18 protein-coding genes and 1 pseudogene are annotated in these 16,579 nt (G+C 50.5%); 18 read left to right on the forward strand and 1 reads right to left on the reverse strand.

The window, feature by feature from the left end; genetic code table 11:
* Positions 1-147 precede the first annotated feature (147 nt).
* The 14 genes and pseudogenes from ACUY4S_RS00210 (at position 148) to ACUY4S_RS00275 (ending at position 11,887) form a co-directional block, all read left to right on the forward strand.
* Positions 148-564 carry a VENN motif pre-toxin domain-containing protein gene (locus tag ACUY4S_RS00210; protein WP_458023070.1) on the forward strand — a complete coding sequence of 139 codons (417 nt, stop codon included), beginning with the start codon at positions 148-150 and terminating at the stop codon, positions 562-564.
* Between the two features lie 89 nt (positions 565-653).
* Positions 654-764 carry a hypothetical protein gene (locus ACUY4S_RS00215; protein ID WP_458024276.1) on the forward strand — a complete coding sequence of 37 codons (111 nt, stop codon included), beginning with the start codon at positions 654-656 and terminating at the stop codon, positions 762-764.
* 3 nt (positions 765-767) lie between these two features.
* Entirely contained in the window at positions 768-1,097 is a 330-nt protein-coding gene (locus ACUY4S_RS00220) for a hypothetical protein (RefSeq protein ID WP_458023071.1), read from the forward strand.
* A 7-nt stretch (positions 1,098-1,104) separates the two neighbouring features.
* Positions 1,105-1,620, forward strand: coding sequence for a hypothetical protein (locus tag ACUY4S_RS00225; RefSeq protein WP_458023072.1), 516 nt, complete (start codon positions 1,105-1,107; stop codon positions 1,618-1,620).
* A 19-nt stretch (positions 1,621-1,639) separates the two neighbouring features.
* Positions 1,640-2,020 (forward strand): hypothetical protein, encoded by a 381-nt coding sequence (locus ACUY4S_RS00230; protein WP_458023073.1) that lies wholly within the window; start codon positions 1,640-1,642, stop codon positions 2,018-2,020.
* Between the two features lie 119 nt (positions 2,021-2,139).
* Positions 2,140-2,374 (forward strand): annotated as a pseudogene (locus ACUY4S_RS00235) (IS3 family transposase); the annotation flags it as partial.
* 640 nt (positions 2,375-3,014) lie between these two features.
* Positions 3,015-3,710 carry a hypothetical protein gene (locus tag ACUY4S_RS00240; protein WP_458023507.1) on the forward strand — a complete coding sequence of 232 codons (696 nt, stop codon included), beginning with the start codon at positions 3,015-3,017 and terminating at the stop codon, positions 3,708-3,710.
* A 233-nt stretch (positions 3,711-3,943) separates the two neighbouring features.
* Entirely contained in the window at positions 3,944-4,540 is a 597-nt protein-coding gene (locus ACUY4S_RS00245; protein ID WP_458023506.1) for a hypothetical protein, read from the forward strand.
* Positions 4,541-4,831: 291 nt separating this feature from the next.
* Positions 4,832-6,535 carry an ABC transporter substrate-binding protein gene (locus ACUY4S_RS00250; RefSeq protein WP_458023505.1) on the forward strand — a complete coding sequence of 568 codons (1,704 nt, stop codon included), beginning with the start codon at positions 4,832-4,834 and terminating at the stop codon, positions 6,533-6,535.
* A 52-nt stretch (positions 6,536-6,587) separates the two neighbouring features.
* A complete protein-coding gene (locus ACUY4S_RS00255; protein ID WP_458023504.1) occupies positions 6,588-7,547 on the forward strand; it encodes an ABC transporter permease in 960 nt (319 codons plus the stop codon).
* On the forward strand, positions 7,547-8,494 hold the full coding sequence (gene opp4C / locus ACUY4S_RS00260; RefSeq protein ID WP_458023509.1) for an oligopeptide ABC transporter permease: 948 nt from the start codon (positions 7,547-7,549) through the stop codon (positions 8,492-8,494). The genes ACUY4S_RS00255 and opp4C overlap by 1 nt, the downstream gene beginning before the upstream one ends.
* Complete coding sequence (locus ACUY4S_RS00265) at positions 8,491-9,471, forward strand: ABC transporter ATP-binding protein (RefSeq protein WP_458023503.1); 981 nt, start codon at positions 8,491-8,493, stop codon at positions 9,469-9,471. Before opp4C ends, ACUY4S_RS00265 begins: the two co-directional genes overlap by 4 nt.
* The gene (locus ACUY4S_RS00270; RefSeq protein WP_458023502.1) at positions 9,468-10,433 is read left to right on the forward strand and encodes an ABC transporter ATP-binding protein; all 966 of its coding nucleotides are present in this window, start codon (positions 9,468-9,470) and stop codon (positions 10,431-10,433) included. Before ACUY4S_RS00265 ends, ACUY4S_RS00270 begins: the two co-directional genes overlap by 4 nt.
* A gap of 260 nt (positions 10,434-10,693) precedes the next feature.
* Positions 10,694-11,887, forward strand: coding sequence for a zinc-dependent alcohol dehydrogenase (locus tag ACUY4S_RS00275; RefSeq protein ID WP_312692759.1), 1,194 nt, complete (start codon positions 10,694-10,696; stop codon positions 11,885-11,887).
* Between the two features lie 31 nt (positions 11,888-11,918).
* On the opposite strand, the gene nfsB is transcribed toward ACUY4S_RS00275, so the two are convergent.
* A complete protein-coding gene (nfsB, locus tag ACUY4S_RS00280) occupies positions 11,919-12,572 on the reverse strand; it encodes an oxygen-insensitive NAD(P)H nitroreductase (protein ID WP_458023508.1) in 654 nt (217 codons plus the stop codon).
* A gap of 188 nt (positions 12,573-12,760) precedes the next feature.
* Here nfsB and ACUY4S_RS00285 point away from each other — a divergent pair, with 188 nt between their 5' ends.
* The 4 genes from ACUY4S_RS00285 to ACUY4S_RS00300 all read left to right on the forward strand — a co-directional run bounded on the left by ACUY4S_RS00285 (position 12,761) and on the right by ACUY4S_RS00300 (position 16,518).
* Positions 12,761-13,717, forward strand: a complete 957-nt coding sequence (locus ACUY4S_RS00285) for a LysR family transcriptional regulator (RefSeq protein ID WP_312692761.1) — start codon at positions 12,761-12,763, stop codon at positions 13,715-13,717.
* Positions 13,718-14,104: 387 nt separating this feature from the next.
* The gene (locus tag ACUY4S_RS00290) at positions 14,105-15,127 is read left to right on the forward strand and encodes a zinc-dependent alcohol dehydrogenase (protein WP_312692764.1); all 1,023 of its coding nucleotides are present in this window, start codon (positions 14,105-14,107) and stop codon (positions 15,125-15,127) included.
* Between the two features lie 34 nt (positions 15,128-15,161).
* Positions 15,162-15,842 carry a RibD family protein gene (locus ACUY4S_RS00295; protein ID WP_458023501.1) on the forward strand — a complete coding sequence of 227 codons (681 nt, stop codon included), beginning with the start codon at positions 15,162-15,164 and terminating at the stop codon, positions 15,840-15,842.
* A 73-nt stretch (positions 15,843-15,915) separates the two neighbouring features.
* Complete coding sequence (locus tag ACUY4S_RS00300) at positions 15,916-16,518, forward strand: DUF1349 domain-containing protein (protein WP_312692768.1); 603 nt, start codon at positions 15,916-15,918, stop codon at positions 16,516-16,518.
* Positions 16,519-16,579: the final 61 nt, after the last annotated feature.

The following is a 16,579-nucleotide window of genomic DNA, read 5'->3' on the forward strand; positions in this document are numbered from 1 at the left end:
GTAAGCACCAGTTTTAGCAATAATATCAGTAATGCTAATACCACCGCGGAGGCGTAACTGGAACAGTACTCTGAGCAATCAAAGTATTGGCGGTAGCGTGGCAAAACAGGCTTTGGCAGAGAGTCCGGCGGTGGAGGACTCCCGGTGGTGGCAGCATCCGCTGGAAAACAACTTCGACAGGCAGGGCATCAAAAACAAGCTGGAGATTCAGCCGCAGGCAAAAACGAAACGGCACGTATTGCGCTGCATACGGTGATTCCCGCTGCGCTTGCCAAAGCTCAGGGCAGTAACGCTACTGCAGGTGCTCTCGGCGGGTTTATCGCCTCAGCCGGGGCGGAACAATTTGCCCAGGCGCTATATAGCAAAGATGCCGATCAGTTAAACCCGGATGAGAAGATGGTGATCCTCAATCTGGTGTCGGCAGTGGGGGCAGTCGGCGGCGGTGTGGCAACCGGCAACACCAACGGTATGGTCAGCGCAGGGAATGCGGCGCGGGTTGAGGTGGAGAATAACTCACTGGTCTGGTTGTTCAGGGGGCAAAACTGGCATTCCAAGGATGCCTGAAAATATCAGCATGCCGAGACAGGCTCATTTACACTGGGAAATTACCTGATGGGCAGCAGCAGATAATTGATCATTTAAATGAAGCCGATATTGTTCCTGTTGATTTCAGTGTGTTGAATTCAGTGAATCAAAAAGTATTTACTGATTTCGTCAAAGCATTACCTAAATCACAACAAGCTAAAATAGTTATAATGAGGTAAGGTATGGGTGCTACTTTTTTTATAGGCTATCCCCAAGATAAGAATTTACATACAACCTTAAACAGGACTGAATCTGATGCTTTAGAAACATTACTTGATGAAGCATTAGTAGGGAAATATAGCCACATACATGATATTGTAATGGAAATGCTAGTTTTAGATCAGATTAGCTTTACGGAATTAAGTAGCTCTGATTTTAATACCGCCATTCATGCTGTTCGTAATCTTCTGAATAGTCGGAATGATCCTAATGAATGGCAGTTATATCAAAAATGCATATGGGAAAAAGAACTGGAACCCTTAATTCAGCAAGATGATCGTTATTGTGGATAACGGTACGATGAAAGTACCCGCAGTGATTAACTATATGGAATGCAACGCAGATAACTATAAAGCCGATCTGCTGTCATTCCAGCCGGATGATACTGCAAAAAACGCGGACGATATGATGACTCAGGATTTTGGCGGCTGTGGATCAGGTACGCCTTATCTTGTGTTATATCAGCTGAAAGAGGGGGAAAAGACATTATTCCTGAAAAGCGATGCCAGTGAAACAGCGTCTGATGTTGCGTCGGTTAGCAGTAATGAAACGCTGGCTGAAATCAGAACCGTTGATGATTTGACTTCAACATCATCTAAAAGTCAGGAAACCGCTGGGCATTCCAGAATTTTTGAACGTACCGGAGGCAGCAGTTCAGCTTACAAGGAGTTTGATGCTTTATCACCAAGTGATATCAAAGAAATTCCGGGCGGAAGGGTTGATAAATTATCTGATGGAAGAACTGTTATCGTGCGAGATCGTAGCACGGATGGAAGGCCGAACCTTGAAATTCAATTAGGAAAAAATCAAATTTAGATATGGAGAGTAACAGTAAATGAGTGAAAGATTGATAAGTTTCCCTTTATATGATTTTAATTTCCAGACTAGTTCATTAAATGACTTCCGATATTATTCCGGTTCTCTTGAGTTAACCTTGAGTAACGATGATGGGAACATGAAATTAAAACTATCTTTCGATTGGGTCCATTCTTTTCGATTAACAGATGAAGGAGACTTACTAAAAATGCAAGATGAGCAGCAGGGTAACATGCTTAAAGGTATTTATCTTGTTGAAAATTCATCATATTTAAAATGGTTTAATGAGCAGAGTGCCGATGTGCATATCAATGAAGGTATTACTCATTATTTGATCGTAACTACTAATGATGTTGTTGACGCACTTTCTTCAGAGAAACCATCGAGTTCATTGATCTAAAAACTAAAAAAACGGTCACTGTAAATTGGCTGGATTCAAATTATTAGCTGTCATGATTATCCAGAGTGCATGTCCTCAAACTAAATTACTGACAGATCACCGGTGTCGTTAAACGCATAGGTAGCTTGAGCCGTCTTGGTAACTGTCTTGACAACGTGGAAGGGAAAGGTTTTTCCAGTTACTGAATCGTGAACGGGTCAAGAAAAAATTCTGCGGAATGGGGGAAGGATCTTTGGTAGATATTTTAGATTACATCGTAATGTTTATAACAGTAAGCGTCGGCATGTCTCCAATGCTCGGATGTCAGCGGCGGTATATGAACATCAATATTATCAATGGCTCGGAAGTATCTAGATTATCCGTGGTGATTCAAAGTAGAAATCAAGATTTATGATATTTATTTCGACAAAAAATGAGCAGTTATGGATTTTTAGAAATGGCGAGAAAGGAGAAGATATTCCAATCGGAGAGTAAATAAAAAAATAGGTTTAATTATGTTAAAACAACGGTGAAAGTTGGCTTTACTATATGCAGGGATTGTTCCGAACCTCATTGTATAGCACTAGTATTAAATATTGAGCCAATATATATGTTTTAAAAGGTTTATTAGAGGAAAAAGGAAAATGGTAAGAACATAGTTTTCTGGTCAATATATACAGAGAAAGAAGAATCCTATGATGTTGGTGAGCAAACAGATAGTTTATAATCCTTATTAAAAGGTAAGATTTTTATATTAAAAATATCAAATCTAAATATGGTTTTTTCTATTCTTATAAAAGATGATGATGGTGAGAAGTATAACAATATACTGGTCGATGGATACGAAGCGTTTTTTTGGTGAAATGGACACTTAACACTCAATTGAAATATATATCTACAATTAAAATTCAATCGTAGGTTAATAATGTTATGATTATCGTGTGGTTAGTCGTCACGACTTACCAAATTGCTTGTTTATGTACTTAATCACCTCATGCTATGTGGATTGCAAAAAATGAAAAAATACGCCAGCTTGATGTTCTTTCTTTTTCTCGCTGTGTTCTCTCTTCGCGCGATGGCGACGGAGGAAATAAAAAACGGTGTACTCCAGGCTTACTGGCAACCGAACTGGAATGCTGATGCAACGGTCAATACGCCAGAGTTAGCGTTTCGCTATTTTGCCCTGGGTAATAAAAAGAAAGATAACAAAATAATTGATATTACGGTTAAGGGCAGTGAAGCGCAGAAGATCGCATTTATCAAAAAGAACTTTAAGAATATCCCGGATAATTTCTTTACGTTTAAAGAGTGGTACGTTAACCAACCCGGTACGATGAAAGTACCTGCGGTGATTAACTATATGGAGTGCAACGCAGATAACTATAAAGCCGATCTGCTGTCATTCCAGCCGGATGATACTGCAAAAAACGCAGACGATATGATCGCTCAGGATTTTGGCGGCTGTGGATCAGGTACGCCTTATCTTGTGTTATATCAGCTGAAAGAGGGGGAAAAGATGTTCTCCCTGAAAAGCGATGCCAGTGAAACAGCGTCTGATGTTGCGTCGGTTAGCAGTAATGAAACGCTGGCTAAAATCAGAACCGTTGATAAGACGTGGATCTATGTTGCAGTTTACGACGAAGCTGAAAAAGGGCATCTGAGCCACAAACGTGGGTTTGTTAAACTGAGTGCTCTGACTCCGCTAAACTGATAACACACTACACAGCGAGTGATCATTCATTGCCACTGCTCATGGCATTAACGCTATGAGCAGTAAATTATTGGGCACGGAGGCTTATTTCTCACGGTTAAGTCTTACCTCAAACTCCTGGCATATAATCCCGCTCTAAATGCAACGCCAGCGACAACTTTGTCTTTTCCCTGTCCGTATTGAGTTTGTTCTTATCCCATCACATCATTTTGTTTTTAAAAGGAGTTTTAAAAATGAAAGCAATGGTGGCATTAGCGGGCGCGCTGTTACTCAGCGGATGCTCAACTTACAATATGTTTAAAGAATATAACCAGAGTATCAAAGATTATACCGGTCAGAATCGCGTGGGCGTGGCATTTGACCTTGCGAATACCCAGGCGCGTATTTACCCGGAAACAGACCGCTGCATTAACCTCTACTCTAATAAAAACGGGCTTATTGGTTCCGGCTCAATGACAGGCGACCACAAAAGAATTGGTGTTCCTTACGTCGCCGGCATGTCACAAAACCGTGATGAATACTGGGTCAGCGCGGAAAAATTTATCAGCGTGCGCATTCTGTATGCCGGCCGGGATGGCAGCGGTGGGATCCTGACGAACCAGGCGCGAGTGAATGAACGCTATGTCACCTTTCAACCGGAGCCGGGCGCCTATTATTACGTTAAGGTAGAACGCCCAGACACTTCTCACCTGGCGGAACGGTATTTAAAAGTCTACAAAATCGTTGTGCATGAGTCCGGCCGCAAAGAACTGGAACCGGTTCGGGAGTGGAGCATCCATAACTGCCCGGGCCAAAAACCGTGGTATAGGGTTAACGGCGCAACAATATAATTACTGCCACTCCAAAACGGTTATCTCCGGCGATAACCGTTCCTTCCTGATATTCCTTACATAGCGATATTCTTATTAGTCTCATCCTTCCCCGGCAGCATCCGCTTACGCAGGTCGGCTTGTAAGCCACAAAAAATGCCGCTTAGACGATATATGGCATTGTATTGTCATAAGTTTGCTAAGGACGTATTGCTATAAGCCATACTTTTTCGTTGTTAGACAGGGTATGGCGCGGCTCTTATCTTTCGTCATGATTTGTAAATTCATCTCATCGTTGATAAGGGAGCAATTTTGGCCAGGTTACTGAATAGCTTAAAAACAAAACCCACGCGCTTCACTCTTGCTCTGCAAATCGCGCTGCTTAGCGGTGTAATGACATTCTCTTCCGTAAGCACTGCCGCAGAACCCCTGAAAGAGGGGATCACCCCGGCCACTGACGCAAGCCAGGTGCCTGCAACGGCAAAACTGCGTAAAGACACGGTTGTCGCGGGTATCTCTGAACCCCAGGGGATTTTTAACCCTTATTTCTTCGTTAACGGCTGGGACGAGAACGTCACCAACGTTATTTTCTCGCGCCTTATTGACTGGGACAGCGAGGGCAAGCTGGTGCCGGGCCTGGCGGAAAGCTGGACTGTCAGCCCGGACAGTAAGGTCTATACCATTAAGCTGCGCCCGAACCTGACCTTCAGCGATGGTTCGCCGCTAACGGCAGAAGACGTCGCATTTACCCTGACCGTGTTATATGACCCGAAATATGACGGCGACACCGATATCACGCTCGCTAATATTGCCGGTGGTGCCGAGTACAAAGCCGGAAAAGCAGACAGCGTCAGCGGCCTGAAAGTGATCGACCCATTAACCCTGCAAGTCACCACCACTCAGCCAGGTGCCACCACGCTGGCAAAAATCGGCGGGCCGGTGCTGTCGAAAGCGTATTACGGCAAAGAGTACCAGCGTGGCAACCTTGATTACCTGCGTACACTGCACGGCAAACCGCTGGGCAACGGCCCATACGTCTACGAGAAATACATTCCTGGCCAGGAGATCCGCTTCCACGCCAATACGCATTTTTACCGTGGCACACCGCCCACGCCGCGCTTTATCTACCGTGTGACCAATCCGTCGACTAACTTCCAGCTGTTCCAGACGGGTGAGACGGATTACGACTCCTTTACTTCCCGCCCGGACGATATTGAACAGCTGCAACTGCTCGGTTTCGCCAATATCAACCTGTTTGGTTCCAGCGATTACAGCCAGGTGGAGTTTAATGTTCGTCGCCCGGCCTTGCAGGATGTGAAAGTGCGTCAGGCGCTGATTTACGGCCTCGACCGCCAGAAGCTGATCGACGTGGTGTACCAGGGGTATGGCAAAGTCGCTATTGAGCCGATTGCACCTATCTCCTGGGCCTATAACGCCGAAGGCGTAAACCCCTATAAATTCGATCCGGCACAGGCGAAGAAACTGCTCGATGAAGCAGGCTGGAAACCGGGGCCAGATGGCATCCGCGTGAAAGAGGGCAAACGGCTGGAGCTGACGCTGCTGGCGAGCAAAAAAGTGCTGAACGATGCGCTGATCCCCATCGCCAAAGAGAACTGGAAACAGATTGGCGTGCTGCTGAAACCACAGGTCGTGGACTTCAATGCGCTGATGGCGCAGCGCAAAGCGGGTAATTATGACCTGGCGACGTTCAGTACCAGTACGCTGAACGATCCACATGATGGCGTGTGGGATTTCTACAGTACCGAAGCCAAAGAGTCGGGTTATAACAACCCGCAGGTAGACAAGCTTATCAACGAAGGCAATGCGGTGCTGGATGTGGAAAAACGCAAGCCGATCTACCACCAGCTTTACAAAGTGCTGGCAGACGATCCGCCGGTGATTTTCCTCGGTTATCGCCAGATCCTCTCGGCAAGCAGCGCCCGCGTCACCGGCTTTAAACCGGATATTTATAACGGTCTGACCGGCAGCCTGCCGGACGTCAAAATCGTTAAGTAACGTCATCGACACCCAGCCGCTGGCATGATTCGGCGGCTGGTATGAGAACGCCATGAGAAATTTTATCCTGAGGCGACTGCTGCAAACCCTGCCGATGCTGCTGTTTGCCTCGTTGATCATCTTTATGTTATTCGCCAAAACCCCCGGCGATTTTATTGATGGCAATATCACCCTTACCGCGGCCCGTGCGGCAGAACTGAAAGCCATTTACGGCCTCGATCAGCCGTTGCTGACCCGTTATCTGCACTGGCTTGGCCAGTTGTTGCGCGGCGATTTAGGCTTCTCGTTGCAATACCAAATCCCCGTTAGCCATCTGCTTCATCAGTACATCTGGAACTCATTCCTGCTGGCGAGCGTGGCGCTGGTGTTTTACTGGGGCATTGGCCTGGCGGTAGGGATTGCATCGGCCATGCGGCCAAATTCCCTGTTTGACCATATGGTGAGCGTGATGGTGTTTGCCGCCATGTCGTTTCCGACCTTTTTCCTTTGCCTGCTGCTGATCAAGTGGTTTGCTGTTGACCTTCACTGGCTACCGGTGGGTGGCATGACCAATACCGGCAGTGACGATAGCGGTTGGGCGTGGGTGGTGCAGGTGGCGGCGCATCTGGTGCTGCCGGTACTGGCGCTGGTGATGTTGCAGGCGGGAAGCCTGACGCGCTACTTCCGGGCCAGCATGCTGGATGTGGTGAAGATGGATTTTATCCGCACGGCGCGTGCCAAAGGCTTGCGGGAGCGTACGGTGATCCTGAAACACGCGTTGCGCAATGCGCTATTGCCGATTATCACCCTGCTGGGTTTTGAGCTGCCGGGGCTGTTTTCTGGCGCGATCATCACCGAAAAAGTGTTTAACTGGCCGGGCGCGGGGCATATTCACATTGATTCGCTGGCGGCCCGCGATTACCCGGTATTAATGGGTTTTACCCTTTTTCTGGCCGTGTTAACCATTCTCGGCAACCTGATTGCTGATGTGCTCTACGCGTGGGCCGACCCGCGAATTCGGGTGAGGTCGTGATGCTCAGTTCTCTGTTTTCTACCAACCGTCGTTTGCGTCACGCCGGGATCCCTGCGCTGGCGCAGGTCACGCCATCGCCGTGGCGTCAGGCATGGAAAGCCTTGCGGGCCAACCGGCTGGCGATGCTGTGTCTGATCGTGTTGATTGTCATGGCGGTATGGTGTGTGCTGGGGCCTGTGTGGTCGCCGTGGAAAGACGATGCCACCGACGCGCTGATGATCAATAAACCTCCGGGTGCGGAGCACTGGCTGGGCACCGATTTTCTCGGGCGGGATGTGTATACGCGTCTGCTGCTGGCCGGGCGTATTTCGCTGATTATTGGCCTGCTGACAATGTTGTTATCCGTCGCCCTTGGCTACCTGCTGGGGGCGGTGTCCGGTTATGCGGGGGGCTGGACCGATAAACTGATTATGCGGCTCGCGGATTTGGTGATGACTATCCCCAGTTTGCCATTGTTGATTGTGGCGGGTGCGATGTTGTCGGAGCTGGATTTCTCGCCGGACTCACGTATTTACATGGTGGTTATCATGCTCAGTCTGCTGGAGTGGCCGAAACTGGCGCGGCTGGTTCGCGGGCAAATCCTGTCACTGCGCGAGCGTGATTTTATGCTGGCCACCCAGGTGTTGGGCCTCTCCTCTCGCCGCCGCCTGTTTGGTCACCTGTTGCCGAATACCGTGCCGATCCTGGTGGTGATGGCCACGATGGCGGTTGCTAATGCCATTCTGAGCGAGTCCGCGCTTAGCTATCTCGGACTTGGCGTGGTGCCGCCAACACCCTCGTGGGGCAATATGATGGATGCCGCCAACAGCCTCATCGACTTCCAGCGCCGCCCGTGGTTGTGGATGCCGCCTGGCATCGCCATTTTCATCACCGTCGTTGCCATTAACGTACTGGGCGATGGCCTGCGCGATGCGCTGGATCCAAAGATGACACGGAGCCGTAAATGAGCGAACCGTTAATCTCTTTTAACCAACTCTCCCTCTCTTTTGCTGGCGAGCACGGGCGCGTACGGGCGGTGCAGGATGTTTCTTTCGCTATTCATGCCGGGCAGACCATTGGGGTCGTTGGGGAGTCGGGCTGTGGCAAAAGCGTGACTGCCATGGCGCTGATGGGGCTGCTGCCCGCGCAAGCGGCACGCATCGACGGTGGGCAAATCCTTTATCAGGGCGTCGATCTGCTGCGTTTAAAACCCTCGCAGATGGCGGATCTGCGCGGCAACCAGCTGGCGATGATTTTTCAGGAGCCAATGAGCGCACTCAACCCGGTGCTGACCATTGGCGAACAACTTTGCGAGCCGCTGATTCGCCACCGGGGCGAGTCGCCCAAAGCTGCCTGGGCGCACGCGACTCAACTGATCAGCAATGTTGGGCTGGCGCGCGCCGACAGCCTGATGAGCAGCTACCCGCACCAGCTGTCTGGCGGTATGTTGCAGCGCATCATGATCGCCATGGCGCTCAGTTGCCAGCCGAAACTGTTAATTGCCGATGAGCCAACCACGGCACTGGACGTGACCGTACAGGCGCAAATCTTACGCTTGCTGCGCGACCAGGCGCGGGCGCAGAAGATGGCGTTAATGCTGATCACTCACGACCTGGGGGTGATAGCCCAGATGACCGGGCATGTGGTGGTGATGTATGCCGGGCGCATTGTGGAACAGGGGCCAACTGCCGATGTGCTGCGTCATCCTCTGCATCCCTACACCAGAGGGTTGATTGCCTCACGACCGGTACCGGGTGAACGGCGACGCCGGCTTTACTCGATTCCAGGCCAGGTGCCGGACCTGGCGGAACTGCCGCCCTATTGTGCATTCTATGACCGCTGTGAACGGGCGACTGCGCAGTGCCGTGCCGGCATCCCGCCGCTTATCGGCCAGGCGCGTCAGGCTGCCTGCATTTACAGTGAATTAGCGGAGAAGGCCACATGAGCCACGAGTATGTGATTGAAGTCGAAGGGCTGAAGAAGCACTTCCCGCTGCGTGACGGGGTGTTCGGTCAGCAAACCGGGCAACTCCGGGCCGTTGATGGCGTGAGTTTTAAGATCCGCCAGGGAACGATTTTTGGACTGGTGGGCGAGTCCGGCAGCGGTAAAACCACCGTCGGTCGCACTTTGCTTGGGCTCTATGACAAAACGGCAGGCAGTGTGAAGTATCGCGGGCAGGCGTTACACGATTTAACCGCAAAGCAGTTGCGCGCGCTGCGACCGAAAATCCAGCTGGTGTTTCAGGATCCGTACAGTTCCCTGAACCCGCGCATCCGCGTGGGGGATGCGATTGGGGAGGCGATGCTGGAGCATAAGCTGTGCACTCGGGCAGAGCTGTACGATAAAGTGCTGGAGGTCATGCGCATTTGCGGCCTGTCGCCACAGCATTATCATCGTTTTCCGCATGAGTTTTCAGGCGGCCAGCGTCAGCGTATTGGCATTGCCCGTGCGCTGATCCTGAACCCCGACTTTATTATTGCCGACGAGCCGATTTCAGCGCTGGATGTCTCCATTCAGGCACAGATCATCAACCTGTTTGCCGACCTGCGTGATGACCATGGCGTAACGTTTTTGTTTATCTCGCACGATCTTGGCGTGGTGGAGCACCTGTGTGATGACGTGGCGGTGATGTATCTCGGGCAACTGGTCGAAACCGCCAGTCGCGATGCCTTGTTCAGCCAGCCGCTGCACCCTTACACACAAGCGTTACTGGCGGCGGTACCGACGCTTGATCCGGAAAGTGAACCTGTCGCTGTCGTGCAGGGGGAGATCCCCGATCCCTCACATCCTCCGTCCGGTTGCCGTTTTTCATCCCGCTGCCCGCGGGCGACCGCGCAGTGCTGCGTTGCCATCCCTGCGCTTCGTGAAGTCGCTCCTGGTCATCATGTGGCGTGTCATTTGGTGTAAATAACGCATCGGGCGCTGAGAATATTCATCTTGCAGACATTCAGGAATGCAGCAGCAAGAATATCCGCTGTGAAAAATATATCGCCAAATAGTTTTACAACAGCAGCGCTAATTAATCATGACATCTCTGAATAAGCGGTACGGTAATTTACCCGTACCACCGCTTCGCTCCGAATAAGAATTAATGCTTATTTTATTTCTCCTCTCTGGTCTGGCCTATGCTTATCAATTCTGTCTGAACGTTAAGAGGAACAGGATATATGAGAGCACTTACTTATCATGGCGCGCATAAAGTCAGCGTTGATAACCGCCCCGATCCGGTTATTGAATCTTCAGACGATATTATTCTCCGGGTAACCGCAACGGCAATTTGCGGTTCCGATCTGCATCTTTATCACGGGAAAATACCTGGCACCCACCATGGCGATATTTTTGGCCATGAGTTTATGGGGGAAGTGGTGGAAACCGGGCCGGGTGTGCATGCGGTCAGTAAAGGCGACCGGGTGGTGATCCCTTTTGTGATTGCCTGCGGTGAGTGTTTCTTTTGTAAACTTCACCAATATTCTGCCTGCGAGCAAACCAATACCGGCAAAGGCGCGGCGTTAAACCGCAAAGGCATTACCCCGCCTGCTGCACTGTTTGGCTACAGCGATCTGTACGGCGGTATTCCCGGCGGTCAGGCGGAATATGTACGGGTGCCGAAAGCCAACACCGGGCCGTTTAAAGTCCCGGATACGCTGGCAGACGAGAAGGTGCTGTTTCTCTCCGATATTCTGCCGACTGCGTGGCAGGCGGTTAAAAACGCCGAGGTTAAACCCGGCTCCAGCGTGGCGATTTATGGCGCGGGTCCGGTTGGCTTGCTGACTGCGGCCTGTGCGCGGCTGGAAGGGGCGGAGCAAATTTTTATGATTGATGACAGCGATTACCGGCTGGCATTTGCCCGCGATCGCTATGGTGTGACACCGATTAACTTTGATAAAAATGACGACCCAGCCGCATGGATAATCGAAAACACAGCGGGTCATCGTGGCGTGGATGCCGTGATTGATGCCGTGGGGTTTGAAGCCAAAGGCAGCACCACCGAAACGGTGCTCAGTACACTGAAAATCGAAGGGAGCAGCGGGAAAGTGCTCCGTCAGGCGATTGCGGCAACACGCCGGGGCGGGATTGTCAGCGTGCCTGGCGTTTACGCAGGGTTTATACATGCTTTCATGTTTGGCGATGCGTTTGATAAGGGGCTGACCTTCAAAATGGGCCAGACGCATGTACATGCCTATCTGCCAGACTTGTTACCGCTGATCGAGTCCGGCCATTTGAAACCTGAGGAGATCGTCACGCACCATCTGCCGCTGGAAGAGGCCGCTCGCGGGTACGACATTTTTGATAAACATACTGAAGAGTGCCGCAAAGTGATCCTCGTTCCGGGCATGCATGCGGAAAAAGCGACGATTTAACACGCAGCCCGGCGAACCGGGCTGGCAGGTTTTAGATAAAGGTAAAGATCTCGTCACGCGGCAGGCGGGACTTGGGCAGCGCAGCGTTGAAATCATTCTCGCTGCGCACGCCGAGCGACACCAGAACGACACTGGTCAGCCCTTTTTCACGCAGACCCAGCGCATGATCCAGCACACGCGCATCAAAACCTTCCATCGGCGTCGCGTCAATATTCAGCATTGCCGCGCCCAGCAGCAGGCCGCCTAATGCCAGGTAAACCTGTTTCTCCATCCACTGGGGGATGTCGCGCAGTTCAAAGCGGTGCATATCCACGTAGGAACGACGGCCCTTATCCTGGCCCGCTTTTGCGCCTTCCGCCACAAAGCGGCCATCTTTTTGCTCCTGCTCAAGTACCTTTTGCAGATGTGCATCGTCAAGATCGCTGCGCATACACAGGGCTATAACGTGGGACGCATTCAGGACTTTAGGTTCGTTATAGACAAACGCGCCGCCTGTCGCTTTTGCCATGGCTTCACGCCCTTCCGGGGTGGAGGCCACCACAAAGTGCCACGGCTGGGAGTTCACCGAAGAGGGGCTATTGCGCAGCACGTTAAGCAGGGTGTCGATTTTCTCCTGCGGCAGCGTCTGGCCAGCTTCGAAAGCTTTTACCGTATGGCGGGTTAGCACAGCATCATCAAGGGTCATCGTGTTTCTCCTGGCATAAATAACAATCAGATAACGGGGATTGTTGGAGAATAAACGCAAAAGATAACGAGATAAATCGCTGAAAAGCGTCAGCACTTTCACTCGACGAGTGAAAATGAAGTTTGCCAGCGCGCTTTTTTCTGGCACAACAGAGACGTTACGCATCTGTATATCATCGTGGAGAGAGCATGATCCGGCTGGAAGATGTCACGCTGTTTGTCCGCTCGGCGGCACTGGGAAGTTTTTCGAATGCGGCGCGGGAAGCCGGGTTGCTGCCAGGACAGGTGAGCGCTGCTGTACAGCGACTGGAACGGGATCTGGATAAACGCCTGTTCGTCCGTTCCACGCGCAGTCTGCGGCTCACGGCGGAAGGTGAAAAATACCTGCCCTACGCTCAGGAGATGCTGGAAGTGGTGCATGCCGGTGCCGAAAGCCTGCACAGCGGCGATAACGAGATCAAAGGTGAACTGCGTGTCGCCATGCCGTCGGACCTTGGCCGCAATGTGCTGTTGCCGCTGATCACCCGCTTTTGCCAGCAACACCCGCTCGTCTCGTTACGGCTGTCGCTTTCCGATCAAATCAGCGATGTTTTTCGTGATCCGGTTGATATTGCCATTCGTTACGGCGTGCTGGACAACAGCAGCTATGTGGCGCTGCCGTTGGCGGAGGATAACCGGCGTGTTCTGGCGGCATCGCCAGAGTACCTGGCGCGTAACGGCCGCCCCAAAACGCTGGATGAAGTGGTTAACCACCCTTGTTTGTTATTCACCATGAACAGTCAGGTGTACGACAAATGGAGCTTTCCGGAAAACGGTATGCGCCACCAACTGATGGTTAAAAGCCGCTTGTTGTGTGATGACGCGGATGTGGCCCGACGCTGGGCGATAGACGGGATGGGGATCGTCTATAAGTCATGGATTGATATCAGCGAGGATGTGCTGGCTGGCAGGCTGGAAGTACTGTTACCGCAACATCCTGGCGAAGCGGCACCGTTAAACCTGATATGCCCGCATCGCAAACAGTTCTCGCCAGCGATTCGCCACCTGCACAGTGCATTACGCGAGCATGTAAAGCCGATCACTGCGCTTTTGCATAGCCACCTGGCTTTTGGTGGTGCTGAGAAGAAGGACGTCAGCCAACCCTGACACGCTGCTGTTGCCATGGCAGTGGCGGTGTTTCCAGATTGCTCTCGGGCGGGTTGTCTTAAATTGGGACTCGCCTGTCGTTTTCTCTTCTGTAGTGTATATTGAGTATTTGCTGAAGTTTATTCTTAATAATTTTATTCTTCCTGTCGTTTCTTATTCCCCCCCGTTTTTATTCTTTTCTTATTACTCAGTGAAACAAAGGGATAGGTTGTTTTCTGTATGTCAGTATGTTCAAGCATAATAGTGTTTAAGGATTTGCGTATAATGGATTAATAATTAAGAAAAAATATTGTGTGATAACGATCTCAGTCAGCGCGAAGGCCAAATACTATATCTGTTAATTAACTGCTTTTGTTATTAATCGTTTATAGATAACGGGTGCTATATATGAAGGCCATTGCACTAACTGAAAAGTATGCTTTAGAAATGATTGATTACCATCCGATGGATGAATTTCCCGACGATGGCGTAGAAATAGATATTGTTCTGTCTGGAATTTGTGGCACGGATTTAGCTGTTTTATCCGGGCGCGAAGAGGGGCTGCCTGGGATTATTCGCGGGCATGAGGCTGTGGGCGTCGTATTATATGTGGGTAAACAGGTGTCGGATTTACGGCCAGGTATGCGAGTCGTTATCGATCCGAATGAATATTGCGGCAGCTGTATGCCTTGTCGCGCATCGCAAACGCATTTATGTACCGGCGGGAAAAACCATAGTCTGAATATCGCGGGGGTGAATAAACATGGCGTGTTTGCTGAACGATTCATTACGCGCGCGCAGTTTGTTTACCCTCTACCGGAAGGGATGTGCTGGGAAACGGGCGTCGCCATTGAACCGGTTGCCTGCATTTTAAATAATATTGAACAGGCTGCGATTAAAACCGGAGAAGAGGTATTAATTATCGGCGCGGGCCCCATGAGCCTGGTGGCGCAACTGTTATTACGCAGGATGGGCGTGCATGTTATCGCAACTGAGTTGAACCCTAACCGTGCGCAATTCGGCCAGTCGCTGGGGCTGGATATTGTGTCTCCTGAAGAACTGGCAATGGAGAGGCAATGTCACGCCGGGTTTGATGTGATTATCGATACCGTGGGTAACCAACTGGGCACTGCCACGCAGTATATTCGTAAGGGCGGCAGGATCCTGCTGTTTGGTTTTAATAGCCAGTACATTTACCCACTACCGGTAAAACACTTTCTTGTGAATAGCATCCGCCTGATTGGCGCAGGCGAATATAACCAGCATTTCCCCCGTGCTTTGCAAATAGCCGACACGATCCCGGACCTTGGCAAGCTGGTAACCCACTATTACGCGCTGGAGGATTATTCTCAGGCATTCTCGCGTCTGCTCAACGATCCCGCAGCCGATATTGTGAAAGGTGTTTTTATGCCGAATCCGAAATATCTCTGAACCTTATCATTCTCTGAAAAACAGGAGAGGTTTCATGATTATTACTGTTTTTAGCCAAATATCTATCGACGGAAAAATGACCCTTGGGCAGGGTGGTTCAAGTAAGGGATTATTTGAGCGTTTCAACGATGATGATATGCAGTTTATCCATCATTTTCGTGGCAAAGTGGACGCCATAATGGTGGGTCGAAATACCATTGCGACAGATAATCCTCAGTTAACCAATCGCTATGAAGGGCCCAGCCCGGTGCGGATTATTCCCACGGCTTCGCTGGATATTCCTCTATCTGCCAAAATTTTATCATCCCCGGAAGAAACCATTATTGTCACGACTGAGCAGGCCCGAGGGCATGAAAGGGTGCAACAGATCAAAGACCATGGCAAAGAAGTGCTCTTTTCTGGCATCGATCAGGTGGATTTTAATTTGCTGTTTAATCAGCTGGAACAGCGAGGGATTCATCACATCATGGTGGAGGGCGGCGGCAATTTAAACTGGCAAATGTTTAATCTCGATCTGGTCGATGAAATCATTTTAATGCAGCTGCCCATTATCATTGGCGGCGTAGCGACCACCACGCTTGCCGATGGCGAAGGTTATAACGATATGGCCATGATCAAGTCCTTTAATCTGCATGCTTTTGAAGCCCGACCAAATTACAACCTGCTGCATTTTAAACGTATTACCGTAGGGCAGCCCGAAGCGTTCTATGCCTGAGTCCGGTCCGCCGATGCGAAAGATTCAGGAAAGAGGTGCAGCGTGTTACGTCATGGATAACAGGAATAGGCACATGGAAAAATTTACCCCGGCAGAGTTAACCTGGCTCAACACCGCTGAACAATGCGTTATCAGCGACAATGAGATTATTATTCAGACCTCGCCAGATACCGACTACTGGCGAGGCACCTATTACGGCCTTGAATATGATAACGCTCCGGCTGCGGTGATTTGCCGGGAAGCCCCGTTCTGGACGCTCAAAGCGAAGGTTTCCTTTACGGCGAAGGCGTGGTTCGATCAGTGCGGGTTGTTTATTTACCAGGATGCAGATCACTGGATGAAAAGCGGCATTGAATACCAGAGCAAAGGTTGCCAGCAGCTTTTCTCGGTGGTGACGAATGCCGGCTTCTCCGACTGGTCGATGGCGGATCTGGCGCAGCAGGTACCAACCATGTATTACCGTCTCAGCCGCAGAGGGAGCGACTTTTTGCTGGAAAACTCGGCCGATGGTGAGCAGTTCAATATGATGCGCATGTTTCATCTCTTTCATGCTCAGGGCAGTGTCCAGTTTGGTTTCTTCGCCAGCAGCCCGGGTGATTCCTCATTTGCCGCCCGCTTTTCTGACATTGCATTGCTGGACTGCCAGTGGCCCGCGCACACCGCCGACAGATTTTAACTGAGCAGGGGAGAAACATCGCTAACAATGACAAAAGGCATGACGTCATGCATTATCAGCA

Source organism: Kosakonia beeri, from assembly GCF_054165705.1.

Bases quoted from the DNA above. Each gene is read 5' to 3' on its own strand.
- ACUY4S_RS00220 (WP_458023071.1), top strand. From the start codon at position 768: ATGGGTGCTACTTTTTTTATAGGCTATCCCCAAGATAAGAATTTACAT.
- ACUY4S_RS00225 (WP_458023072.1), top strand. From the start codon at position 1,105: ATGAAAGTACCCGCAGTGATTAACTATATGGAATGCAACGCAGATAAC.
- ACUY4S_RS00230 (WP_458023073.1), top strand. From the start codon at position 1,640: ATGAGTGAAAGATTGATAAGTTTCCCTTTATATGATTTTAATTTCCAG.
- ACUY4S_RS00240 (WP_458023507.1), top strand. From the start codon at position 3,015: ATGAAAAAATACGCCAGCTTGATGTTCTTTCTTTTTCTCGCTGTGTTC.
- ACUY4S_RS00245 (WP_458023506.1), top strand. From the start codon at position 3,944: ATGAAAGCAATGGTGGCATTAGCGGGCGCGCTGTTACTCAGCGGATGC.
- ACUY4S_RS00255 (WP_458023504.1), top strand. From the start codon at position 6,588: ATGAGAAATTTTATCCTGAGGCGACTGCTGCAAACCCTGCCGATGCTG.
- opp4C (WP_458023509.1), top strand. From the start codon at position 7,547: ATGCTCAGTTCTCTGTTTTCTACCAACCGTCGTTTGCGTCACGCCGGG.
- ACUY4S_RS00265 (WP_458023503.1), top strand. From the start codon at position 8,491: ATGAGCGAACCGTTAATCTCTTTTAACCAACTCTCCCTCTCTTTTGCT.
- ACUY4S_RS00270 (WP_458023502.1), top strand. From the start codon at position 9,468: ATGAGCCACGAGTATGTGATTGAAGTCGAAGGGCTGAAGAAGCACTTC.
- ACUY4S_RS00275 (WP_312692759.1), top strand. From the start codon at position 10,694: ATGAGAGCACTTACTTATCATGGCGCGCATAAAGTCAGCGTTGATAAC.
- nfsB (WP_458023508.1), bottom strand. From the start codon at position 12,572: ATGACCCTTGATGATGCTGTGCTAACCCGCCATACGGTAAAAGCTTTC.
- ACUY4S_RS00285 (WP_312692761.1), top strand. From the start codon at position 12,761: ATGATCCGGCTGGAAGATGTCACGCTGTTTGTCCGCTCGGCGGCACTG.
- ACUY4S_RS00290 (WP_312692764.1), top strand. From the start codon at position 14,105: ATGAAGGCCATTGCACTAACTGAAAAGTATGCTTTAGAAATGATTGAT.
- ACUY4S_RS00295 (WP_458023501.1), top strand. From the start codon at position 15,162: ATGATTATTACTGTTTTTAGCCAAATATCTATCGACGGAAAAATGACC.
- ACUY4S_RS00300 (WP_312692768.1), top strand. From the start codon at position 15,916: ATGGAAAAATTTACCCCGGCAGAGTTAACCTGGCTCAACACCGCTGAA.